The organism is Candidatus Protochlamydia naegleriophila (genome assembly GCF_001499655.1).
GTDB classification, from domain to species: Bacteria; Chlamydiota; Chlamydiia; order Chlamydiales; family Parachlamydiaceae; genus Protochlamydia; species Protochlamydia naegleriophila.
This window is the reverse complement of the sequence record NZ_LN879502.1, coordinates 1,469,357-1,493,271: the sequence shown is the minus strand read 5'-3', so window position 1 is coordinate 1,493,271 and position 23,915 is coordinate 1,469,357. Positions and strand designations below refer to the sequence as shown.

Genomic DNA, 23,915 nt, shown 5'->3' with positions numbered 1-23,915 from the left:
TAGGTATTAGGTAGATATTTGGTTAATGATAATATTTTATTTTTGAATTAAAACAAATTAAAATCTTGTTTGTTTGAAACGATTTAATTTTTAGACAGATAAGAATTGAGGCGAGTAAATATGGGGAAAATTAAAACTGAGGATTAAGAAATTAAAGAAAGCGAACCTTAGAAATGATTAATTATTTTTAAGGTTCGCAACAGAAATGATTATTTACGGCGGCATTTTTTGCATTTATAATCGCAATCGCAATCCATGCTTGTTTGGACGGAAAAATGCTTGTCACCTTGACAAGGGCACTTTCCGATTAATGGAGTAGCAGCCAGAAAATTGGCAGCTAGTAAAGATGCGCCTAAAAAACCGAATAACGTTTTCATTTTAAATTCTCCTCTTTAGATGTTCTTTTTTTCATGTTCTGGAAATGGAAACATTCCCATGTTAAAAAACGATGTTATAAGTGCAAAATAATGAGCCTAAAGCCCATAGGTTGCTAATCTCTAAATTATAGGTCTCAGGCCTAAATGAAGGCGACAGTTTTTTGATTGTATTGTTAAGTCATTAATAATGAGTCGATAGAAATCGATTTTTTGGAAATGGCGAAGACGGGGTCAAGAATAATCAGCCATTAATCTCCACCACTAGATCGCAATGGCACAAATTTTTGCTTCTTATGACCTGCCACCCCTCTTGTATCTAAACTCACTCTACTTTGAATTTAAAATGAAAGTTAAAGCGGTATATTTGAATTTAAAAACAAATTAACGATTTATGATCATATTAACTTTCCTTATTGAGTCCTTAATAATTAAAAATTAAGTGTCATATAATATGGTGTAAATTAGTAATAAAGAAAAAGAGGTTATATGATTAATCCGTCAGCTAATCCAGTCCACAATCATTTCAAGCCGGGTATTGGAGAAAATGCACCAGACATGCAGGGAAATTCGAGTCTTCCCATCTTGAGAGAGTGGGGAGTGCAGCACAAGGTCAACAAGCATGAGGGAATTGGATTGCTAGCCCATCTAGTCCGTAAGGTTGGGTTGATTGCTAGCCTAGTGCTCGCTATTCCAATCGGATTAATTTTGGGAGCCTATAATTTGGCTGCTTCTATAAGAGAAAAATATATCATTCGTTATAAGCCGACTCATGTCTTGCCGGCTATCCGAGAGATGAAGCAGAAGGAAGAAACGGATAAATTGGATACGATGAAGCAGGTGCTGAGCGATCCTCGATTTGGTGGACTCGCAGAATTAACGGCTGCCGATGGCGCCAAGGAATTGGTAAAAGAGCTGGCTGTAAGGCTGCAAGATCCGGCCATTGCACAAAATAAGCGTGTACGCCTTATTTTGCGCGAATTAAGCCGTCAAGATGCTTTTGATCCAGCTTGGATTGAAGTGTTAAAAGATCCGGCTGTTATAGAATCTTTAATGCCTGAATCTGGAGCTGCTCCTGAAGATGCCTTTACAGTTGTTATTGAAGAGCGGTACCCTGAGCGGTTGGGAGATGTGGCTGTCCTGGATTGGGCAAAAATCAATGCCAAAATTGAAAAAGATTCGGTTCCGCAAGATGCAATTGAAAAAGAGGTAGTACGCTTTGAAAAATCCTTAAAAGAGCTGCTGGATATCTTAAAACAACCATCGAATCCAAGTACTGCTAATCCTCAATTCATCCAAGCGTTTAGAAGAACTTTGAATAGTCCCGTTTATCAAGCTCTTAAAGAAGATGTGTCCAATCCTTCGATTCAGTTGCTTCATCGTTTTGCAAGCGATATGTGGAATAAAGCCCCTTCGATGGATGCTTATCAGGCTGTTGGAACAAGCGTCCTCAATCAAATGGGCGAGCAGGCAAGGGCTCAGCCTTTAAATGGAGGGCAGATTGCTGAGCGTTTAGAGCATTCCCATTCGCTCATGGAAACACTTCACTACAGTGCTCACGGGCTGGGCGTTGTTGCCTATTCCTTGACTCATCCGGTTCAGACGTTGGGGGCATTGGCGAGCGAAGGGGAGCGGCGCGTCATATTCCAGGAATGTTCAATATGGACGTTTATGATTCACATGGAACGCTAGCTAATAATCCTTCTTTACAGGGCGTGACCACAGTTGATTGGGAAACGGCCGATGGAAGAGAGTGCCAAGTTGACGTGCATAACTGTTATGGAGGGTCCCCAACAGTTGGCGATCATGAAATCGCACCTGAATTTGAAGCCGTTATTTTGGCTGCAGAAAATAACCAGTTGGCTCCAGAGGAAGGGCGCGATCCTTCGATCCCAATGATGATTAATTACAACAACTTGCAAAATCTGGATAAGGTCCATGGAGAAGGGGCCCGCAGCCGCACAATCATGCTCCTCAATCAAAAGTATCCTCTTTCTTTTAGGGGAACTACATTTGCTAAGGACTCGGACTTTTATATGATGCGCACTCCTGAAAGCGTCGTTTGGACGACCCCTCGCGAGTTTGGAGATAAAATGCTTGGGCAACTCTTAAAAAGCTTCGACCCACAAGAAACCGGGCATGGCTTTTATTTCCATGGATCAGCCGATAGGTGGCAGCCCATTTTTGAAGAGGTACTGAGCAATGCAACGGAACATTTCGAGCACTTTAGAGAGTCGGATCCTGCCGCCTACCAAGCGATGACTCCAAGAGAGCTTCAAGGTGCCTATCAAGAGTATGCCTACTCCATGCTCAATTCTGTTATTGAAATGGAAGCGATTCAAACTATGAGTGGGCGCGGAATCGATCGCTTTAAGATTATGAATGTCTCTGCCTGCAAAGAAAATATCGATCGGGGCGGCATGGAAAATACGAAGTATTTGTATACAAGGCTTCCTGAGACTGATCAACGGCTGCCACTATTAATGGGGGCCATGCATAGCCGAGCCCTCTCAGCCCGCGACAGGGTCATATTAAAAAGCCGCATGCCGCAAATTTTAAGCTTCATGGAGACAACGGGCGCTGAAACGTTCCGAAATAATCAAATGAATCTATTTAGAGAATTGGGCTATGGCATTCAAACAGCCTCTTTTCGTCCAAGCATCGCTGAATAAATAAAAAGCATAAAAAAATAAGCCTTAGAAATAGTTAGCTCTATTCTAAGGCTTATTTTTATGCCGCTTAAGTCTTCATCTTGCGATTAACTAATGCGGGTAAGGATTCTGCTGAATCTGCTTTTCAGTTAAATTCTCATGAAAATCTTCTTCTTGATTTTCATCTTCTTCTTCCATGACTTTATTTAAACTATACAGTTGTTGATAGTTACAAGTACAAGCAATGCAATCTGTAAAAAGTGTCAAAAACAAAAAGAAAAGCTTCTTTTTCATAGATTCCTTTTGGTTGAAGAGAAATAATTTAAGAAAATTCCCTTTATTTTACAACAAAAGTTTTTTGATTTTTTCTATGACAAAAAAACTCTTTGCTCTTTTTGTAAGTTACTGTAAATTAATTGGTTGTGTTTTGTTGGAAACGGTTTGAAAATGCAAGGAAAGGTGGCAGTTTGAGCGATATGTTTAAACTGTTTTTATTTGTTTTTGTGTGTGGGTTTTTATTGGCTCTTTAAATAAATTGAATTTAATTTGTTTGTGCTAGATTATCGAATGAATAATGATTTTTTTTATTACTCATAAGGAGGTTGTGTGTTTAAAAGCCTTATTCAGAAAACCTATCTGATTATTATACTATCTGTATTTTCTTTTTCGTTTAGTCATGCAAAAGATGATTATCGAGTCGAATCACAAGTTATTGTTTTAGAAAAAGCTTTGCAAATGGAGCCTTTTGGTTTACTCAAGCAAAAAGAGAATGGCTATCTTTACGTGGATGTTTCCAATGATTTCATTGCCGAGATTTTGCCCCTGATTGAAGCGCCTGGAAAGCTTGTTCCTCCAAGCGATTATACGAATAAAAAGGGGATAGGGGCTCATATCAGCGTCATCTACGAACAGGAGCTGATCGAAAATGAAATTTGGCACATTCAAGAGCTTGAACACGTGTTTACTTTTCAAGTTAAGGAGTTGCGTACGGTCAAGCTGAATAAGAATGGGAAGACGAAAAAATTGTGGCTATTAGCTGTCGACGCACCGGATTTGGAAAATTTACGCTTGAGCTACGGGCTTGCTCCCAAGTTGAAAGGGCATGATTTTCATATCACGCTTGGTTATCAAATCCCAGGTAACGCTTGCATCTACGGATTAGGTGAACACTCAAATTATTGGCTCATCAGCGAAGAAGATGGCGATGAGTGGGATAATTCAGGGGATGAGTTAAGCGTTTATCCGGCTGCCGCCTAATTTTTCGATCATGAATGGAGAGGGGAAGTATTTTCCCTTCTCTCTATCTTTTTTCCGCCTGACAAATAAACACGCATTGCATTAGACATAAGAGGAAAGTCTCTAGAGAAGGGGGATTGGAGCCTGATGTGGAATTCTATTGATGAGCTGATTCGCATGCGAGACAATAAAAAGTTAAGCGAGGTCTTGCGCACCTTTTCTGGTTTCGAAGTCGCCGATTTGCTGGCAAATAAATCAGAAGAGCGGCAGCTGCAAATTTTCATGGCTTTGCCGGTGGATTTGGCTTTTGAGGCGTTTGATTTTCTTTCGCCAAAAACGCAGCGCTATCTTCTGCAGTCACTGCCTTCTTCTCAAGCTGCCTATTTGCTCAAGTCCTTATCGCCGGATGACCGGACGGCCTTTTTAGAGGATCTTCCTCGAGAAACGATCGATGCATTTGTCAAACTCCTCCCTGCCAATGAGCGTCTCTTAACCCTAAAGCTATTGGGATATCCGGAAGAGAGTATTGGCCGTTTGATGACGACTGATTACATAGCTGTCATGCGCAATTGGACTGTCGAAAAGGTATTGGATCACATCAAAGCTTACGGGCACGATAGCGAAACGATCGATTATATTTACGTGGTTGATGAAGCAGGCAAGCTCATTGATGACATTAAGTTAAAAGAGTTTTTATTTGTTCCTAGAAGCTTTCATGTGCGAGATATTTCTAAGGGAAAATTTATCGCTCTTTCGGTGACAGAGGATGAAGAAACAGCCATCAATGCCTTTCGCGTCCACAATCGGTCTGCCCTCCCCGTTATTGACGAGGATGGGATTTTGCTTGGGATTGTGACAATTGATGACATTTTGCGCCTTTCAGATGAAGAGGCAACAGAGGATATCCAAAAGATTGGGGGGATGGAGGCCTTGGATGAACCGTACATGCAAGTCTCTTTTCCTGAATTGATCAAAAAACGTGCTGGCTGGCTAGTTATTTTATTTTTAGGGGAAATGATGACTGCAACGGCTCTTGGCTATTTTGAAGGGGAAATAGCCAAGGCGGTTGTATTGGCCCTATTTTTGCCGCTTGTCATTTCTAGTGGAGGCAATGCCGGTTCGCAAGCTGCCACGTTGATCGTGCGCGCCTTAGCCCTCGAAGAGGTCAAGCTGAGGGACTGGTGGAAAATCGTTAAGCGTGAGTTTGCAGCAGGACTGGTCTTAGGATTAATACTCGGATTGATTGGTTTTTTGCGTGTGGTCTTGTGGAGCCAGTTTTCAAATATCTATGGTGAGCATTGGTTCTTGCTTGGCTTAACGATCTATTTTTCTTTAATGGGAGTTGTCTTGTGGGGAACCCTAGCCGGATCGATCCTGCCGCTCATTCTTCGCTATTTCCGCATCGACCCCGCCACATCATCGGCTCCATTTATTGCCACAATGGTCGATGTCGTAGGCCTCATCATTTACTTTTGCGTTGCCATCTTAATCTTAAGCGGAACCTTGCTGTAATTTGCTTGTAGGTAGGTGAGATAGCGATTGAATTTTATGGCGGCTCGCATATTGACAGGGTTAGTCAGAATTTTTTGTGAACGGCTGCAATAATAGGAGGCCACAAAGAAGTAGGGGCGCAGCAACTCTATCAAAGGCTGTGATTGATGCGAGGAAAGCCGCTGAATGCGGGTTAGTGATTGAGTCATTTTCATCATCGCTGTTGGCAACGCATCGAATCCAAAGAAAGTAAGTAATGAAGAAAGAATCACAACTTTGTGAATGCTCTTTTTAGCCTCTTCAAAAAGATCGATTTCACACTTCAACTTGAGTTTATAGAAATTTAAAATATCAGAAATGGTAAAGATACTGCAGGTATCACTGTGAAAGAGTCTCTGAGATGTATAAGCGTAAAGGGAGGTTTGTAAAGGCAGGCGAGACAAACAACTGGCTAAGCATTGCAGTAAAGGAGAGGTAAATTCCCCGTTGCTAGCCTGTAAAAAATTGGTGGCGAGAGAATCTAATACAAGAATCGTTAATCGATCATCTTCTTTACGCACAATTAAAGGTAATAGATGCCATTTTTGCGGATCGGGTTGCAGCACAATTGCTGCCTCAAAAGAGGCTGACTGTGTTAAGATAGGCTCTAAATCGTCAAAATCAGCCGCATGAATGTGCGGGGCTTCTAATGCATCAGATAGCTTGAGCGCGAGCAAAGTGGCGGCTCCCTCTCTGGTAAACATTCCGCTAAAAGCCCACAGGTCAAATAACTCAGCTTGCTTGCCATCTTGAGCTATTACCACCTCTTCAAAAAATGACCAAGCAAGCCGCTTGGATAGGGTTGAGCGATGCTCCAAAAGAGTAGATGTGAGGTCTTTGACTAGGTCTGTCCGCTTCGAAATAAAGGGGAAGGTGGCTATCAAATGCTGTTCCAATTCGATTGGAAGGGCAACTTCCCGATTGGCCTCTGAAACCTTTTCTAAAATGGAATTAAATCGATCAAAATAATTAATGCTCTTCCACGAGCTTTGCATGTAACAGTCGTATTTTAATTGAACTGCTTCATCAATTGCATAATTTAGTATTTGATGAGAGTTTGTTATCATTTTTAATTTTGATGGATTTTAATTGTTTGGTTAATGATAGCTATCTTTGAAGATTTGTGTCTGCATCAAAAGTGGTTTAAAGCGATAGATTGATTGATGTTCAAATGGAGAGCTATTGCTCGGGGGGCTTGGGTAGCAGCAGAGTGAATTCGGCAAATTCACCTTCGACTGATTCGACATGGATTTGCCCTTCAATTTGTGAAATCAAGTCGCGGCTGATGGAGAGGCCAAATCCCACCTCGTCGGGTTTGGTCGTAAAGAAGGGAAGGAACAGTTGATCGCGCAAGGCCGAAGGGATTCCATTGCCATTATCGCGTATCAGGATGGCCACCTGCACGTCTCGATTTTCAGTACGAATTGAAATGGTGGGGTTGTATGCATCTCCTAGATCCTCTTTTTTATGGCTGACTGAGTGAAAGGCATTGTTGAAAATATTAATTAAAGCGCGGCTAACCAGTTGAGGAATGGTTTGAATTTTTTCAATGGTAAGGTCATACGATTTATCGAAATGAATAGTGATGTTGGGATTTTGGGCTTGGAAGCTGTAATAAGCTAAATGGCTAAATTCTTCGACCAGTTCGTTGATATCGACTATTTCAGGCTTTCCAATGCGATTTTGAGCGTGAGCTACCATTTTTTCGACGATGTGATTCACCCCTTTGCCGTGATTTTCTATCTTTTCAGTATTGATTTTGAGGCTTGACAAAAGCAAAAAGGCTTGTTCAAAATCTTCCGGTTTAATGTTTTCTTTTTCAGATTCGAGCCACTCGATCAGTTCAACGATAATGTCTTGATTGAGTTCGGCAAAATTAATGACAAAATTGAGAGGATTGCGCAGCTGGTGGGCAATCCCTACTGTCAACGCTCCCAGGGAAGACAGTTTCTCCTGAGTGATGACTCTATTTTGCAAGAGCTGAAACTTAATCACCATCTGCTCGAGAGCCTGGTTTTGCTCTTGCAGCTTTTGCGTTCGCTCTTGCAACTCTTTCGTGCGCCATTGCAATTCGAGTGTTTGGTTTTGAAGTTGGATGGTCTTGTCCTGTAATTCGATTGTCCGTTCCTGAACAACAACCGTTCGCTGACTTACTTGGCTTTCTAAATTTTCATTGTACGTTTTTAACTGTGCGTTGGCTTGTTTAAGTTGGTTTAAAACGGCAATGAGAGTGAGAGTCATTGCTGAGATTACTCCAATGAAGAGCTGCAGGAGAAGTAAAGAGGTATTTAAATGCTGTTGAAAAAATGGGCCATATCCTTTGGCAGTGCCCAAAATGGCAAAAACTGAAATGATTGCCAATGTGAGCGTTGCTAGATGGGCTCCAAATCTAAAAATGGCCCAAAGGAGGCAGGGAATCAATAAGTATTCGAGAGGATAGGCTTGATGAAGCCATCCAAAGCATAAAAATGTAACGATTCCGAGCACAAGAAAGAACTGAATGCTTTCGAATGCCTGATCCATTGAACGCTGTAAAGAAGGGGGTGGAAACCAGGATAAAATTAAAGGCGTAACGACAAACATTCCGGCAGCATCTCCAAGCCACCAAGTAATCCAATTTTGCCCACTCTGTTCCGGAATGAGATCTGCCATGTTAAGAGATGTGATGGCGATCGTTGAATTGATTAGACAACTCAAGAAAATGACAATAAAGAATAAATAGACATGTTTGTAAGAGTGGAAAAGATTGGATGTGACTTGCAGCCGGTTTAATAGATAGGACGCAGCCATCGACTGCAGCGTAGCTCCCATGCTAATGATCAAAACAAGCAGAAAAAAGGGGAAAGAAAAAGCGAAAAATGGCCATTTTGCCGCTAATGATGCTGCAATCGCCAATGAAGCTCCTAAAAAGATGCCTGGCCAAATGCGATAGCCAAAAAGCAGAAAAATAGTTAGAGCAAATCCCGATGGGGGCCAAACCGCTGTTGCAATGCCTTCAGGTAAGGCCAAATGCTGTCCTAACTGAGCAAAAATAAAATAAATGAAGGCAATCACAAGGATTAAAAAAACATACTGAACAGGATTATTAGATACAAAGATCTTTTTTTCCATCTGCAAGCCGCTCGCTTGATTGACCTACTTCTATTTTAATATAAAATAAATTTTTTAAGGAGCTTAAGCAAGGAATTAATTTTTTCGGAGGAATAAAATCTAATGTAAACGAAGATTTACAAAATCTTAATATAATCTTTATGTTTCAAAACCAAATTCAAAATTATCTATTATAAAATTTATTGTTTTTCTTTGCGTAATGATACCTGATTTGCTAATATCTTTGGTCTTATACGGGAATGGATTCGCAACTTGGTTTGTCAAAAAAAACAAAGGATTTGAGTGAAAATGCCTTAAATTGCTGAATATCAAGATTGTAGTGATGAATCTGTTTTAAGGTGGCCAGGTCAACGTTCGGCACATGAGTGAGTTTGCAAGAATGTGAATTGGAAAAATGATAATTATTAAAATAAGTAAGGATTGGATGGATTATGGCTGTCAGCGTGTTTAATCTTTTTTCGATAGGGATTGGGCCGTCGAGTTCGCATACAGTTGGACCCATGCGCGCAGCAAGGCAATTTGTAATCAATTTACAACAGGGTGGTTTGCTGCCTGGAGTAAAACGGCTAAAAATGGAGCTTTACGGTTCCTTGGCTTTGACAGGGAAGGGACATTCAACAGATATTGCCGTGCTATTAGGGGCTGAAGGCAATGCTCCAGAGGGAGTGAATCCAAGCTTTCTTGAGCCTCGTATCCACGCCATTCGCCAAACCAAAGAATTGTCCTTACTGAATTCTCATGTCATTAAATTTGAAGAGGCTACCGACCTGATCTTCCATTATGATAAGCAGCTTCCTTTTCATCCCAACGGCATGCGATTTACTGTTTTTGGCTTTGACGACAAAGAGCTCTTTCAGCAAGTCTTTTATTCTGTTGGGGGTGGGTTTATTGTTGATCACGAAGCGGCAATGCAAGACCAAACGATCTGTCAAAACGACCATAAACTTCCGTATCCTTTTAAGACGGCTGAGGAATTGCTTGCTCATTGCCGTAGCGAGAACATGTCGATTGCGGAGTTGATGTGGGAGAATGAAAAGTCTTGGCGCAGCGAAGAAGAGATTGAAAAGGGGCTACTCTATATTTGGCAGATCATGCAGGAATGCGTTCAACGCGGTTGCCAGCAGGAGGGAATCCTCCCCGGTGGACTCAACGTGAAGAGACGCGCGGCCGGCATATATCGCTATTTGCAAGAAGAAGAGCGCAAGCCGCTTGAACAGCGCGACCCGGCTGAAGTCATGGATTGGGTTAGCCTTTGGGCATTAGCTGTGAATGAAGAAAATGCGGCAGGTGGGCGCGTCGTTACGGCTCCAACGAATGGAGCATCGGGTGTTATTCCTGCGGTTCTCCATTACTATCAAAAATTTGTCAAAGGAGCGGACTCGAAAGGGATTGTTACTTTTATGCTCGTTGCAGGAGCCATTGGCATTCTGTATAAGGAAGGAGCCTCGATTTCGGCTGCCGAAATGGGATGCATGGGTGAAGTGGGAGTGGCATGCTCGATGGCAGCTGGCGGCTTGGCTGCAGCTCTTGGAGCGAGCAATGAACAAATTGAAAATGCGGCCGAAATTGGCATGGAGCACAACTTGGGGCTTACGTGCGATCCAATTAAAGGATTGGTTCAAATTCCTTGCATCGAGCGCAACACGATGGGAGCCGCTAAAGCCATCAATGCAGAAAGACTTGCGCGATTGCATGGGGATGGAACGCATCGCGTGACGTTAGATCAGGTCATCGCAACAATGAAGCAAACTGGTCATGACATGATGTCCATTTACAAAGAAACTTCACAAGGCGGACTGGCTGTCAATGTGCCTGAGTGCTAAAGTGTTCTCACCCCTCAACGACTGCAAGTTGGGGGTTAAATAAATCCACCTTCTTTCCAAGCTGGTTGAGAAATAATCGGGGATAGAGGCATGATGAATTCGGCGACATGTCCAGGAGTAAAAATTACGTTTCATTTGAAGGTGAAAGATGCAAAAAGTAGAAGAGCGCGAATCGATTACGTTGACGAATCAAGGTGAAAAAATTTTTGCTGTTTTGCACCGACCCCTACAAACTGGAAAGGTTCCGGCCGTTGTGATATGTCCAGGTTTTGCAGGCAATAAGTGTGGAAAATTTCGTCTCTTTGTGAATTTGGCAAAGCAACTTGCTAAAAAGGGGATTGCAGTTTTGCGATTCGATTACAGAGGGGCCGGCGACAGTGAAGGGGACTTTAAAGACATTACACTGGAAGGGAAGTTAAGCGATACCCTTCTATGCTTAAATTTTCTGGCCAAAGATTCTCAAATTGATGCCAGTCGCATCGGTTTACTTGGTCGCTCTCTTGGCGGGGCAATAGCCGTTTTGGCTGCCAGTGAATATCAATCGATTAAAAGTCTTGCTCTTTGGGCCCCCGTCTTTACGAGCGAACCCTGGAAAAAGCTTTGGGATTTGGTTAAATCTAATCCTAACCCATTGGCAATTAAAGAGACGCTTAAGCATGTGCCTGCCAGCGTTCCAAACATGGAATTTCTTAATCAGTTTTTTAAGCTTGACATTGAGCAGAAGTTAGAGAATATAAAGAAAATTCCTCTTTTGCACATTCATGGTGAACAAGATCTCGTTGTTAAAATTGAGCATGCAAAGGCTTATAGAAAGGCTCGTGAACTAGCAGGAAAGACGCATTTTATTTTGCTTCCCAAAAGTGATCACGACTTTTCTGAAGAAGAAGAGCAGGCAATTGCCATTGAGGAAACATGTAATTGGTTTCAACAAACGCTTAACTAGCCGAGGTTAAAATGGCCTCCCTTAGTCCATTGCAACGCTATCGTTTAGGCTATGAGCCTAAGCTGCCTCCTATTTTAGAATCACCCTCATGTCTTGTTCCTCACCCCCAAGAAGGTCTGGAAGCCATCAATCAAGACTTGAGGCAGCAATTTCCTTTTACCGCTGATCAGCCTGTTTTGACTTTTCAGAAAGGGGAGCAGCAACCTTTGCGGCCGCTAAAGGTTGGCGTCGTCTTATCTGGAGGGCAAGCTCCCGGCGGGCATAACGTCATAGCCGGATTATTCGATGCCTTAAAAAAAATTCACTCCAATAGCTCTCTCATTGGTTTTTGTAATGGCCCAAATGGAATTGTGAAGAATCAGTCGATCGAAATAACAGAAGATCTGCTTGCATTGTATCGCAATCAAGGGGGATTTGATCTCATAGGTTCCGGCCGCACCAAAATTGAAACTCCAGAACAGTTCGAGGCTGCAGAGAAAACGGTCACGCGCTTAAGTTTAGATGGTTTGGTTGTGATCGGAGGCGATGATTCTAATACCAATGCTGCGGTTTTGGCTGAATATTTTAAGCAAAGTGGAGTGAAGACCCATGTGGTTGGTGTTCCAAAAACGATTGATGGGGATTTAAAAAATGACTATATCGAAGTCTCCTTCGGCTTTGATACTGCTTGCAAGATCTATTCTGAGATCATTGGTAATATTTTAAAGGATGCATTGTCGGCAAAAAAATACTATCACTTCATTAAGTTGATGGGGCGATCAGCCTCCCATATTGCCTTAGAATGTGCTTTACAGACTCATCCCAATTTAACCCTAATCAGCGAAGAAGTTGCCGATAAGCAATTGTCGCTAAAGCAAATTGTTGGTCAAATCGTGGCCATGATTTGTTCTCGGGCAGACAATGGGTGTCATTATGGAGTTATCTTGGTTCCAGAAGGGATGATTGAATGTATTCCCGAGGTAAAGCGGCTGATTCAGGAGTTAAACCACTTATTAGCTCCGGTCCTGCCTCATGCAAGGCAATTAGAGCAGCTGGAGGAGCATGCTAGTCAATTAGCCTATTTGCAGAAGTATCTTAGCGAATCCTCTATTCAATGCCTGCTCACTCTGCCTGGCTCAATTCAAAGGCAGCTTCTTTTAGACCGCGATCCGCATGGGAATGTACAGGTTTCTAAGATTGAAACAGAGCGCCTCTTGATTGAATTAGTGGACCAAGAGCTTCGCCATCTTAAGCTACAGGGGCGCTATAAAGGAACATTTAATCCACAACCCCAATTTTGTGGCTATGAAGGGCGCTCAGGCCTTCCATCTAATTTTGATTGTCAGTATTGCTATGCGCTTGGCCATGTAGCAGCTCTTTTGCTTAAAGCTGGAGTCACTGGCTATATGAGTTGCGTCAAAAACCTTACGCAGCCCGTTTCGGAATGGGAGGCCTTGGGGGTGCCCATTTATCGCATGCTGTGCCGCGAAATGCGGGAGGGAAAGCAAAAAACAGTCATTCAAAAAGCTTTGGTAGATCTGGAAGCTGCTCCTTTCCAATTCTTTGCGCAAAAAAGAGAGGGGTGGGTTGGCGAAGATGATTACCGCTGTCCGGGGCCCATTCAATTTGAAGGAGCCATTGATATTACTGATTGCTGTCCTCTTTCGCTTAGTTTAGAAAAAAGCATGGCAAGAATTTATTAAAACGCGCAGTGAAGTTTTGAAAAAAGTAATGCAGGCTGCCAATTTTTGAGCGCTGCAGTCAAGCTCTTTGCCGAAATCAAATAATGTTTAAAATTTTATTTTAACCCGCTTGAGAAATAATCTTTCGTATGGGCATTATGAATTTGATAATGCGCTCTGGTGTACGAGAGAGTAAATGCTCTTGACCTTGATTGAGTGAAAATTAAGGGACGGAAAAAGCTAGCAGCTATGAGGTGGTATGTATAAAACGATTATTATGGGAATCTTTATTGCGCTTATGGTAGGCGTAATTTTTTTGGCAACCAATTTAAAAGATGCCTATAAGGTCCTTCCTGGATTTACAACGCCAACAATGACTATCGATCCTCATGCAAGTTGGCGAGATTTTTCGCCTCAATCTGGCGGGTTTAAGGTCTTATTTCCAGCCGTTCCCCAGTTCGCAAAAGAAGCTGTCAACATTCCCAATACAGATAAGAAACGCCGCTATGAAATGTACGCTTCAGAAACAATCAATGGGACTGTTTTTATGGTTAGCGTCATTACATATCCTCAAGACTATGATACGGTGAATAAAACGCAAACGGTTCAATCTGTCGTCGATGAATTAGTTGCAAGCGATCCCGCCAATCATTTGTTAGAAAGCCGGGATGCTGTCTTTTTGGGTTTTCCAGCGGTAGATTTTCACATGGTCAACAAAGAATTCGATATCGAAGGTAAGTCATTCATGAATGACAAAACGGTTTATGTTCTTACCTATGTCGCGAGAAATAAGGATTACAACCGAGAAGACTACGATTACTTCATTAATTCTTTTCATCTGAACTCCCAAGATTCGAATAAGAATTGAAATGTTTATTCTTTGCCATTTAAGCTATTAAATAAAAGTGATACCACTTGGTGTCATTTTTTCTTAAGCGATGAATGATTGATTCTATTTATCACTACCCGAATACTTATCAAACGTATGTCTTAGTAAGCTTGCTCATTTAGGAAAATTGCATGTCCACATCCTCTCATCAATCGCCGCTTTGCCCTATTTGCGTTTCTGTAATGGGGGCAACTTATAGGGATTTAGCCAATCAAATTAGTCACATGCATAGAGGTGCTGATTTAATAGAAATCCGTTTGGATAGGCTTATCAAGATCGATTTTGACGAATTGATGCAGCTTAAGCAAATCACATCACTTCCATTACTGTGGACATTACGCAAGGTTTCCCAAGGAGGGTATTACAAAGGGAGTGGTGCTGAGCAGTTTGCGCTCCTCAGACAATTAGCCACAAAAGGTCCGGATCTTGTCGATGTAGAAGCTGATATGCCGCCTGAATCTATTGAGGAATTGCAAAAGCTTTCACCCAAAACAAAGTGGATTGTTTCCTGGCATGACATGGTCGGGACTCCTGCTGACTTAGAGGAGTGCTTAGATAAACTTTTTGCTATTCGGGGAGGAACCTATTATAAGCTCGCCACTTATGCGCATTCTATCATTGATTCTTTTCGTCTGCTTGAATTGGCGAAGAAGGCTAATATACAAAAGAGCCAGCTTTGCGTCGTTGGCATGGGCGAGCTTGGTCAATGCACCCGCATTTTGGCTCCGCTCGTCGGCCAGCCCTTTACTTTTGCTGCGGCAGATATAGGATTGGAGACGGCTCCGGGACAGCTTTCTATTCAGACTCTTTTGGAAACCTATTCCTTTAGAAAAATAAACCACCAAACGCGCCTATTCGGTTTGATTGGACATCCAGTTGATAAGAGTGTAAGCCATTTGACTCATAACGCTGTTTTTCAAAAATTGCAGCAAAATGCCGTTTATCTCAAATTTAATGTCAAAGAGAGTGAATTGACTGCTTTCTTTCAAAAGATTGCGCTATTTCCAATTGGCGGCCTTAGTGTGACGATGCCGCATAAAGAGCTTGTTCATTCCTCCATCGAGACTTTTTATCCAGAAGAAGCGGCTGTGCAGGCATGCAATACTCTTGTTTTTACTCCAGATGGAATCAGAGGCTATAATACAGATGGGATAGGAGCGCTAAAGACATTGGCGATCACCAATCTAAAAGGCAAAAAAATGGTCATTTTAGGTGCTGGAGGTACGGCACGAGCGATTGCGCACGAAGCAAAAAAAGAGGGGGCTCAATTAACAATATTGAATCGGACATCCAGGCGTGCAGAAATGCTTGCGAAGCAATATAACACTGCTTGGGGGGCATTGGATAAACTCGCCAGCTTGATGGAAGATGGGTATGACGTTTTAGTACAAGCAACTTCTGTTGGAATGGCTCCGCGATTGGACGATATGCCTATTTTGTCCGATTGGATCTTGTCGAATGCTCACGTTTTGGATGTGATCTCTAACCCTCAAGAAACACGCCTTCTTCGCGAGGCCAGGCTAAAAGGCTGTCAGACCTATCGTGGCATTGACCTTTTTGTCCATCAAGCAGTCCAGCAATTCGTTTGCTGGTTTGGCGCAGGGGTCGATCAAAGGGTAATTGAACAAACCATTCGAGACCATTTGCCAATGACTTCTGCCAATAAAAAACATGTCAAAGTTCAAAAAAGTGCTCTAAACGGCTCTCTTTCACTTCCGCCTTCCAAATCACACTCGGTGCGAGCCGTCTTATTGGGTGCTATGGCACAAGGCATTTCGCGGATCGACAATCCTCTCCATTCGCCTGATGTGACCCAAGCGATCTGCGCAGCGATAGAACTTGGAGCCCAAGTCAGGCAAGATGATCAAGGAATGACCATTATTGGAGTAGGCGGGAGGCCGCAAACGCCGGCTGGTATTATCGATTCGGGCAATTCGGGGCAGGTTTTGCGTTTCGTTGGCGCACTCGCAGCATTAAGTTCTGGATACACGGTCATCACGGGTGATCATTCCATTTGTTCCAATCGGCCGGCTCAACCGCTACTAGATGGTTTAAGTCAATTGGGAGTATGGGCTAAATCGACGCGGCAAAATGGCTACGCGCCCTTAATTATTAAGGGGCCCCTTATTCCGGGCAAGGCAGAATTAGATGGCACGGATTCTCAGCCCGTTTCAGCTTTATTGATGGCTGCCGCTTTTGTCGATGGCGTAACAGAAATTTTTGTTCGTAAAGCTGGCGAAAAGCCCTGGATTGCCTTAACGCTTTCATGGCTTGATCGCTTAGGAGTTTCTTATACGCAAGAAAACTTTGAACATTTTGTCGTAAAAGGATGCCGTGAAAGGCCGAGTTTTCACATACAGATTCCAGGTGACTTGAGTTCGGCAGCTTTCCCGATCGTTGCAGCCTTGGTGACGAAGTCTGAGATTACTATCCATCGAGCTGACATGGATGATATACAAGGAGATAAAGAGCTTGTTTATCTCTTGCAATCGATGGGCGCCGCTATTGACATTGACCGCACAGCCGGCTCTTTGCGCGTCTGTAAAGGATCGCTCCTCATTGGAAAAGAAATTGATGTCAATGCATTTATTGACGCAGTCCCTATTTTAGCTGTCTTGGGATGCTTTGCCGAAGGCGAAACGCGTTTAGTCAATGGGGCAATTGCCCGCCACAAGGAAAGCGACCGATTGGCTTGCATCACTAAAGAATTAAAAAAAATGGGGGCTAGGATCGAAGAGACTGCCGATGTGTTGACTATTCATCCGTCGAATTTAAAAGGAGCCCTAGTCCAAAGTTATCAGGACCATCGCATGGCCATGGCATTGATCGTTGCGGGATTGGCTGCAGAGGGAGAAACGATCGTTGAAGGAACGGCATGCATCCAAAAGAGTTATCCTGGATTTATTGAAGATATGAGGAATATGGGGGCTTATGTTGGCTAAGAATGTGATGCTTATTGGCTTTCAAGCCAGTGGAAAAACAACCTTTGGCCGATTGCTTGCCAAGCAGCTTAATCGCCCTTTTATTGACACAGATGACTTGATCCAGCAATACCATCCCTCTTTGTCGTGCAGAGAAATCTACCGTACCTTTAGCAAAGATTACTTTCGTCGCTTGGAAGCAGAGGTCGTGGCGGGGTTGGAGCATACCTTAAGAGGAGCTGTCATTGCAACCGGAGGCGGGTGTTTGATGAATGAGAGCAATGGATACTCTTTAAAAAAACATAGCCATGTTATTTATCTGGAAGTGTCTTTCCAGGTTTTAAAGGAGCGGATTTTGACTCGCACTTCTTTGCCCTCTTATTTAGATAAAGGTGATCCTGAAAATTCATTAAAGCATTTATATGAAGAGAGATCGGCTATCTACGAAAAATGGGCGGATCAGATTTTGACGATCCAGCAAGAAGATATGACGCAGACCTTAAAACGTCTCTATGAGATGTCGTTAAGTCTGCAAGATGCGCTCAACTATCAAGGATGAGAAGAGGTTTTAGGTGGCGTCGAATAGTTTTGGAAATATATTTAAAATTGTGACTTGGGGCGAGTCGCACGGTAAGGCCATTGGAGTAGTTGTCGATGGGTGTCCAGCCGGCCTAGCCTTGAGCGAGGATGATATTAACGCTGAATTATTTTGGCGGATGCCGGGACGAAATGCCTTTACTTCTCCTAGGCAGGAAAAAGATTGCGTTGAAATTTTATCCGGGGTTTTTGAAGGGGCGACAACCGGAGCTCCCATTTCACTGATCATCTGGAATCTGGATGCACGATCGCAGTCATATGAATCCATGCAAACTTTATTAAGGCCGGGACATGCCAACTATACCTACTTGCAAAAGTATGGCAGCTTCGATCATCGAGGTGGCGGGCGAGCCTCTGCAAGAGAGACGGCTTGCAGGGTAGCAGCCGGCGCTATTGCTAAAAAGATATTATCAGTCATTGGTGTGAAAGTCGTCGCTTTCTTGCGGTCGGCAGGGGCTATAAAAGGAGACTTTGATTTATCGTACTTTAGCAGCGATACGAGCCTTTTGCATGTACGCATAAGAGAAAGCGCAGTTTTTTGTCCCGATTCTGCAACGGCCCAGCAGATAGAGGCTGCCATTGATATGGCTAAGAAAGAAAAAGATTCGGTCGGCGGCATTGTCGAAGCTGCTGCTTTCAATGTCCCTGTAGGCTTCGGAGACCCGGTCTACGAAAAATTAGAGGCCAATTTAGCCAAAGCCATGCTTTCCATACCAGCTTCTAAAGGATTTGAGATAGGATGTGGATTCATGGCAGCCGGCATGAAAGGTTCGGAACATAATGATCCTTTCGCCATTGAAAACCAAAAAATTATTTTGACGAGCAACCATGCAGGCGGGACTCTTGGCGGAATTTCAAATGGCATGCCAATTGTGGTCCGTGTTCCCTTTAAACCAACCTCTACCATTGGGCAGGATCAAAAGACTGCCTCGATCGAAGGGGAATCGAAAAATCTAAAATTGCCGGAAGGCTCACGCCACGATCCTTGCGTAGCGATTAGAGCCGTTCCTGTGGTTGAGGCTATGTTTGCCCTTGTCCTAGTCGATGCGATGCTCATGAATCGAAGCATTGGCTTGAATGTTTGATTGCTTCTCTCCCTATCGCCGTTTTCACTAAAAGATTCATCCACCTTCCCTAAATTTTTTACGAACGATCAATAGATCGTTTCTTACACCTATTTTTATATATAATTAAAAAGTGAAATTGATCCTCAGAATGCCTTGTGAGGGTAATAGATTGCGTATAATTCAGCGCTTAACTAGAATTACCTCCTTCCCACTATTTTAAGGGCACTCATGAATAAAGTTTCCATTTACATTGTTTTATTAATTGGCTTGATTCTTCCAAGCCAAACCATCATGGCCAAGACGCTACATGCCATTCTTGTGGCTGATACGGTCCATGACATCAGTTCGATTACAAGACCAGATCTTGCCAAGTGGCAGCAAGAGTTGAGAGTGATCTCCAAACACACGCAGATGACGCTGAAAGAAAAGAGCTTTTCGGGACGAGAGTTTCAAAAAGATGTCGTTTCCAATTACATAAAGGATCTGGCAGTTGGCGCTGATGATGCTGTAGTCTTTTTCTTTTCAGGACATGGTTATAGAACGGCTCAAAAAAATACGCCTTGTCCTTTTTTGATGTTTGAATTCTATAAGCAAGGGATCGATTTAAAATGGGTCTCGGATACGATTAGTGATAAAAAGCCTAGATTTGCCTTAATTATGTCCGATTGTTGCAATAACTACGTTGAAAGGGGATTTACGAACGAAGGAAAAAATATCCAGGTTAACCTCTCCACAATTCAACCCAACAATCGGGGATACAGGCAGCTTTTTTGCAATGCAAAAGGGTGTATCCTGATTTCTAGCTGCAGTCCGGGGCAATTCTCTTATGGTTCTCGCTTTGGAGGCCTCTATACCCAGTGCTTTTTTGCTAGTTTGAATAAAGAACTATCTGAAAAGACTCCTAGCTGGAAAAACCTTCTCCAGCGCGCTAATGGCTATATTAATCACATCCAAAAGCCTGTTTGCCAAATCTCCCGTTGATTACAAATTCTTGATGCATTAAATTTTTTATTTAATGCATCAAGGAGTAAACATATGCAAAAGATTGCCGGAATTTGCTTAGCTGCGTTTTTTTCATTGTCAGTTATTTATAGCGGTTTTGCTCATGCACAGACTGGCCCAGGCGGATCGAGAATGGAGTCGCTTCCCCCCATGCACGCTAACCGCCCCAATGTGTCCATTACTCCGGGTGTACTACAGCCTAAGCCTATGGCTGTCCAGCCTCTGGTTCCGCAACAAGCGAGCTACTTACACCCAGGGGTCATTGTTTTTCGCAATAATACATGGGAAGGTGGGGACCATTTGCTGAATCTTACCAATAACATTGGGATTTACGTCACGATCGTCAAGCCTGAAGGGGATCAATTGGATGTGACTGAAGATCAACTCAAGAAGCTTGTCGAAGAGATTTTTAGAAGCGTTAATATTAATCCAGTCACTTTAGCTCCAGCTGGGCAACCACCTCTACCTGCTTTCCAAATTCAAGTCTTGGCTTATCCCATCGATAAAGGCTATGTAGCAGCTTGTGAAGGAAGATTGTTTGAATCTGTAACTTTACAACGTTTTATCTTAGACCCGGCCATGGCCTTCCAAGCCATAACATGGGAGAAAAAGAGTTTGCAAGTCGGTCCGACTACTAAAATTGCAGAGCAAATTCAAAGTAGCGTTGCCGAAATTGCGCAGTCTTTTGCTGAGCGTTTCGATGCTTACGAAAGACGCAAAAGAGAAATGAGATAGTCATTTTTTAGGAAGTCTCCACGGTGCTTAGAAGCTTGGGAGACTTCCACATTTTTTATTCGTAGTTTTTCTATCCAATCGATCCTATTATAACTCATTTCAGCCCCGTTGAATTCTTGAATTTAAAATTATTTTATTTTACCTTTATTCGTTCTTTATAAGTTTAATTTAAAAATAGGATTCGTTTTTAAAAGACGAACTAAGTGTAAATAACAATTAAAGAAGAGCTTGTGAACTCATGGGGATGCACTCTTTAAAGGATTAAAAATGATTGATACAATGACACGTGCTGTTTATTCTTACGTAGACCAAATGCCTCACAATGTGCTTGATTCAGCATTGAAAAGCGGCATTTACTCATTTGCGCTAAACTCGGCTTTCTCTGGCAGTTTCGAGGTCGGAGCTGTTATAGGAGGGATTGCTGCTACAGTTTCGCTTGTGCATGCATTGACAACTCCGCTTTTTAAAAGAATGGTTGGCGGAGATGTCGTTCAGTGGCCACAGCGCGCCTGCCATTTACTTGTCAACCTCGCTCTTACTCAAGTCGCAGTCAATGCTGTGACTGCATTGCGCGTTAATTTAATTAGCAGTGCCGCGCTTATAATTGGAGTTTCTTTTTTATTCTCTGGCACGCAAGAGACGAACTTGAATCGCGGCGGCTTGTATATATTTATCTAAATCAAGCCTTTGCGATCTTGATAAACACCCCTCTTTATTTAAGAAAATAAAGAGGGGTGTTTATCACCATTAATTGCTTGAATTATAATTTCAGATTCTTAAAATAGAGATGTATTCAAATTAACTATGTGAATACAAAGAATCAAAAACTCAGGCTTATATGTTAGCTTCTGGCTTAATAACACCTACCTTTTTCTTTCGTACGGCCGTCAAGGGCCGATAATCACTCGCGTTCCGATTTACTTTTAATTTTTAACATAAAATTTCAGACTGGAGAAAAGGTATGTTCCGGAAAATGCCCTTCATTTTATTGGCCATGATTGTGCTGGCTGCGGTCTCTCATTCTTGGCTTCCATTGGCTTTTAAATCATTTTTATATGCTTTAAGCTTGTCTCTTAAGAGCATCATCGTTTTTTGCTTGCCGTTTCTAATTTTTGGATTATTGTTTAAAACAGCTTCTCAGTTGGCAAAAAAAGCTTCTAAAGTTGTTTTTTTCTTGTTGATAGCCGTCTGTGCCTCCAATTTTTTATCTACGCTCATCAGCTATTCTGTCGGGCATTTTGCCTATCAATTTGATCTGTCGATGTCGCTGCCTGAAGAGGGTGTTTCCCTACTTCCGATGTGGCAATTTTCGCTTTCAAAGTGGTTTGAAAACAGCACAGCGATGTTTTCTGGATTGTTTTTAGGGATAGTTATTGGACGCTGGAAGCCTGCCTTGTCGGAGAGTGTTTCTTCTTCGCTCGAAAAGGTCATCGCTCTCTTTTTGAAAGGGTTTCTTTGTGTGCTTCCAGCCTTTATCTTGGGATTTGTGATAAAGATGAATCATGATCAGTTGATGGCTCATATTTTGCGCAACTACGCCCTGGTTTTTACTTTGATTGCTTGCGCCGTCTTTTCCTACATAGTTCTCATTTACTTAGTAGCCAATCGCTTTCAAGCCAGTGCTTGCGTGCGCAGTTTAAAAAACATGCTTCCAGCGGCAATAGCAGGCTTCGGCAGCATGTCGAGCGCTGCAGCCATGCCGCTTAGTATTTTGGGCGCTGAAAAAAATGCTCAGAATCCAGATCTTCCCCGCTTTATTATTCCAGCGGCTGTCAATATCCACCTCATTGGAGACTGCTTTGCGATTCCCATTTTTGCCTTTACCGTACTTAAAAACTTTGGGGTTGCTGAACCGTCTCTTTTAGTTTACCTAAGCTTTGCTAGCTATTTTGTATTGGCAAAATTTTCAGTGGCAGCAGTACCGGGCGGCGGAATCCTCGTGATGCTGCCCATTCTAGAAAGTGCACTTGGATTCAACGCGGAGATGCTCTCTTTAATTACTGCTCTTTACATCCTTTTCGATCCCATCATCACTTGTGCCAATGTGCTCGGCAATGGCGGCTTTGCCATGGTCATGGAAAAATGCCTCGCGAATGGAGATGTTCGGCAGGTTGAAGCACCCATCTTAAAAAAAGCGCTTTGATGTCAATGGAGCAGCAAGCAATGCTGCTCCAGCCCTCTTAAATTCATGCAGATTCTGGCTATCATATAATTATAAAAGTTAAATTAAATGCATTAGGTGTTTTTGTTTGATTATTTTTTTATAATTGATTGAGAATAGTAGTTGTTGAATTAAAATCTATATTTTATTAGGATTGTTTGAAATAGTGTAGTTTATTAAAAAAAGGAAGATAAAATGTTAGATGCTATTCGTTCATATTCAAATCAGTTACCGAGAGACATTTCTGGTGGTATGTTAAAAAGCGGAATCGTTTCTTTTGTTGTCGGTAGTTTGGTAACGCAGAATGTGCAAGCTGGGGTGATATTAGGTGGTGCAGCGATGACAGCTTCTTTGATTCATGGACTCACGACGCCTTTCTTTCGCAAGTTTTTTTCGACTGGGCAAACGATGGGGCAAATTAAGTGGTATCAAACAGCTATTCAAATGACGGTGAGTTTGGGATTGACTCAGGCGATTATGAATTCCTTCACTCATTTTCGCACAAATGTGATGGCAGGAGCTCTCTTTTCAATCGGATTGAGTCTTGCTTTCGAAGGTTTTAGAGATCGTCCTATTAACAAGCCGACCACGTACTGGGTCTTCTAATGGCTTCTTTCGAGGATTAAAGTTAGCCCCCAAATGAGCATGCTTGTTTGAGGGCTTTTTAATTTTAGACTTTAACTTGGGAGAGATTGCCTTCTTTTACCGACATACAGGCTGTTTGTAAAGAGGGAGGGAAGTTGCAGGAGAGTTGGAGCTGCCTTAGCAAATCGATCATTTCAAGCGCTGCGAGAGCAGCATCACTACCCTTATTGCCAGCTTTGGTGCCGGCCCTTTCGATGGCTTGCTCGATCGTGTCTGTTGTGAGGACTCCAAAAATAACAGGCAAGTTTGTTTCTAAAGAGAGGTTAGCTACGCCGGATGCCGCTTGTCCAGCGACATAGTCGAAATGGGGGGTTGCGCCACGGATGACAGCACCAAGGCAGATGATTGCATCAAATTGTCCTGAATGGGCCATTTTCTTGGCAATTAGGGGGATTTCAAAAGCTCCTGGAACCCATGCAACAGAAATAGATTGAGAGGAGATCCCGTGGCGCTCGAGCGTATCCAGGGCTCCTTGTAATAAGCTGTGTGTAATCATATCATTAAAGCGCGCCACCACGATTCCTATGCGGACATTAGAATTGGTTAACTTGCCTTTATATTCTTTCATG

General features: G+C 42.7%; 21 protein-coding genes. 16 read left to right on the top strand and 5 right to left on the bottom strand.

All coding sequences use genetic code 11. From position 1 onward, the window contains the following. Positions 1 to 209: 209 nt before the first annotated feature. The gene (locus PNK_RS13385) at positions 210 to 377 is read right to left on the bottom strand and encodes a hypothetical protein (protein ID WP_158021725.1); all 168 of its coding nucleotides are present in this window, start codon (positions 375 to 377) and stop codon (positions 210 to 212) included. A gap of 486 nt (positions 378 to 863) precedes the next feature. Here PNK_RS13385 and PNK_RS06165 point away from each other — a divergent pair, with 486 nt between their 5' ends. Both PNK_RS06165 and PNK_RS06160 read left to right on the top strand, forming a co-directional pair. Beyond that, complete coding sequence (locus tag PNK_RS06165; RefSeq protein WP_059060976.1) at positions 864 to 2,066, top strand: hypothetical protein; 1,203 nt, start codon at positions 864 to 866, stop codon at positions 2,064 to 2,066. Continuing rightward, positions 2,036 to 3,046, top strand: a complete 1,011-nt coding sequence (locus PNK_RS06160) for a hypothetical protein (RefSeq protein ID WP_059060975.1) — start codon at positions 2,036 to 2,038, stop codon at positions 3,044 to 3,046. The genes PNK_RS06165 and PNK_RS06160 overlap by 31 nt, the downstream gene beginning before the upstream one ends. 90 nt (positions 3,047 to 3,136) lie before the next feature. Here PNK_RS06160 and PNK_RS06155 read toward each other — a convergent pair whose 3' ends face one another. Next, positions 3,137 to 3,319, bottom strand: coding sequence for a hypothetical protein (locus tag PNK_RS06155; RefSeq protein WP_032125641.1), 183 nt, complete (start codon positions 3,317 to 3,319; stop codon positions 3,137 to 3,139). Between the two features lie 312 nt (positions 3,320 to 3,631). On the opposite strand from PNK_RS06155, the gene PNK_RS06150 reads away from it, so the two are divergent. Beyond that, a complete protein-coding gene (locus PNK_RS06150; RefSeq protein WP_059060974.1) occupies positions 3,632 to 4,282 on the top strand; it encodes a hypothetical protein in 651 nt (216 codons plus the stop codon). A gap of 126 nt (positions 4,283 to 4,408) precedes the next feature. Then, on the top strand, positions 4,409 to 5,773 hold the full coding sequence (gene mgtE / locus PNK_RS06145) for a magnesium transporter (RefSeq protein WP_059060973.1): 1,365 nt from the start codon (positions 4,409 to 4,411) through the stop codon (positions 5,771 to 5,773). On the opposite strand, the gene PNK_RS06140 is transcribed toward mgtE, so the two are convergent. After that, complete coding sequence (locus tag PNK_RS06140; protein WP_162264036.1) at positions 5,728 to 6,858, bottom strand: hypothetical protein; 1,131 nt, start codon at positions 6,856 to 6,858, stop codon at positions 5,728 to 5,730. The two genes, mgtE and PNK_RS06140, sit on opposite strands and share 46 nt — an antisense overlap. Positions 6,859 to 6,970: 112 nt before the next feature. Further along, positions 6,971 to 8,902, bottom strand: coding sequence for an MASE1 domain-containing protein (locus tag PNK_RS06135; protein WP_059060972.1), 1,932 nt, complete (start codon positions 8,900 to 8,902; stop codon positions 6,971 to 6,973). A gap of 431 nt (positions 8,903 to 9,333) precedes the next feature. Between PNK_RS06135 and PNK_RS06130 the strand changes: the two genes are divergently transcribed. The 12 genes from PNK_RS06130 to PNK_RS06075 all read left to right on the top strand — a co-directional run bounded on the left by PNK_RS06130 (position 9,334) and on the right by PNK_RS06075 (position 23,307). Then, positions 9,334 to 10,725, top strand: a complete 1,392-nt coding sequence (locus PNK_RS06130; protein ID WP_059060971.1) for an L-serine ammonia-lyase — start codon at positions 9,334 to 9,336, stop codon at positions 10,723 to 10,725. A 148-nt stretch (positions 10,726 to 10,873) separates the two neighbouring features. Next, positions 10,874 to 11,668, top strand: coding sequence for an alpha/beta hydrolase family protein (locus tag PNK_RS06125; protein WP_032125635.1), 795 nt, complete (start codon positions 10,874 to 10,876; stop codon positions 11,666 to 11,668). Positions 11,669 to 11,679: 11 nt separating this feature from the next. Continuing rightward, positions 11,680 to 13,350: a diphosphate--fructose-6-phosphate 1-phosphotransferase gene (locus PNK_RS06120; protein ID WP_059060969.1), complete on the top strand. Its 1,671-nt coding sequence runs from the start codon at positions 11,680 to 11,682 to the stop codon at positions 13,348 to 13,350. Between the two features lie 238 nt (positions 13,351 to 13,588). Further along, the gene (locus PNK_RS06115) at positions 13,589 to 14,197 is read left to right on the top strand and encodes a hypothetical protein (protein ID WP_059060967.1); all 609 of its coding nucleotides are present in this window, start codon (positions 13,589 to 13,591) and stop codon (positions 14,195 to 14,197) included. Between the two features lie 152 nt (positions 14,198 to 14,349). Further along, on the top strand, positions 14,350 to 17,160 hold the full coding sequence (gene aroA / locus PNK_RS13050; RefSeq protein ID WP_079992833.1) for a 3-phosphoshikimate 1-carboxyvinyltransferase: 2,811 nt from the start codon (positions 14,350 to 14,352) through the stop codon (positions 17,158 to 17,160). Further along, positions 17,150 to 17,698: a shikimate kinase gene (locus PNK_RS06105; RefSeq protein ID WP_059060965.1), complete on the top strand. Its 549-nt coding sequence runs from the start codon at positions 17,150 to 17,152 to the stop codon at positions 17,696 to 17,698. The genes aroA and PNK_RS06105 overlap by 11 nt, the downstream gene beginning before the upstream one ends. Before the next feature lie 13 nt (positions 17,699 to 17,711). After that, positions 17,712 to 18,821: a chorismate synthase gene (gene aroC / locus PNK_RS06100; RefSeq protein WP_059060963.1), complete on the top strand. Its 1,110-nt coding sequence runs from the start codon at positions 17,712 to 17,714 to the stop codon at positions 18,819 to 18,821. 210 nt (positions 18,822 to 19,031) lie between these two features. Beyond that, complete coding sequence (locus PNK_RS06095; RefSeq protein WP_059060961.1) at positions 19,032 to 19,784, top strand: caspase family protein; 753 nt, start codon at positions 19,032 to 19,034, stop codon at positions 19,782 to 19,784. Positions 19,785 to 19,838: 54 nt separating this feature from the next. Beyond that, positions 19,839 to 20,540 carry a hypothetical protein gene (locus PNK_RS06090; protein ID WP_059060959.1) on the top strand — a complete coding sequence of 234 codons (702 nt, stop codon included), beginning with the start codon at positions 19,839 to 19,841 and terminating at the stop codon, positions 20,538 to 20,540. A 267-nt stretch (positions 20,541 to 20,807) separates the two neighbouring features. Beyond that, positions 20,808 to 21,218 carry a hypothetical protein gene (locus tag PNK_RS06085; RefSeq protein ID WP_059060955.1) on the top strand — a complete coding sequence of 137 codons (411 nt, stop codon included), beginning with the start codon at positions 20,808 to 20,810 and terminating at the stop codon, positions 21,216 to 21,218. A 283-nt stretch (positions 21,219 to 21,501) separates the two neighbouring features. Beyond that, entirely contained in the window at positions 21,502 to 22,683 is a 1,182-nt protein-coding gene (locus tag PNK_RS06080; RefSeq protein ID WP_079992832.1) for a cation:dicarboxylate symporter family transporter, read from the top strand. Positions 22,684 to 22,896: 213 nt separating this feature from the next. Then, a complete protein-coding gene (locus PNK_RS06075; protein ID WP_059060953.1) occupies positions 22,897 to 23,307 on the top strand; it encodes a hypothetical protein in 411 nt (136 codons plus the stop codon). Positions 23,308 to 23,371: 64 nt separating this feature from the next. On the opposite strand, the gene ribH is transcribed toward PNK_RS06075, so the two are convergent. Further along, positions 23,372 to 23,914: a 6,7-dimethyl-8-ribityllumazine synthase gene (gene ribH / locus PNK_RS06070; protein WP_059060952.1), complete on the bottom strand. Its 543-nt coding sequence runs from the start codon at positions 23,912 to 23,914 to the stop codon at positions 23,372 to 23,374. Between the last annotated feature and the right edge of the window lies 1 nt (position 23,915).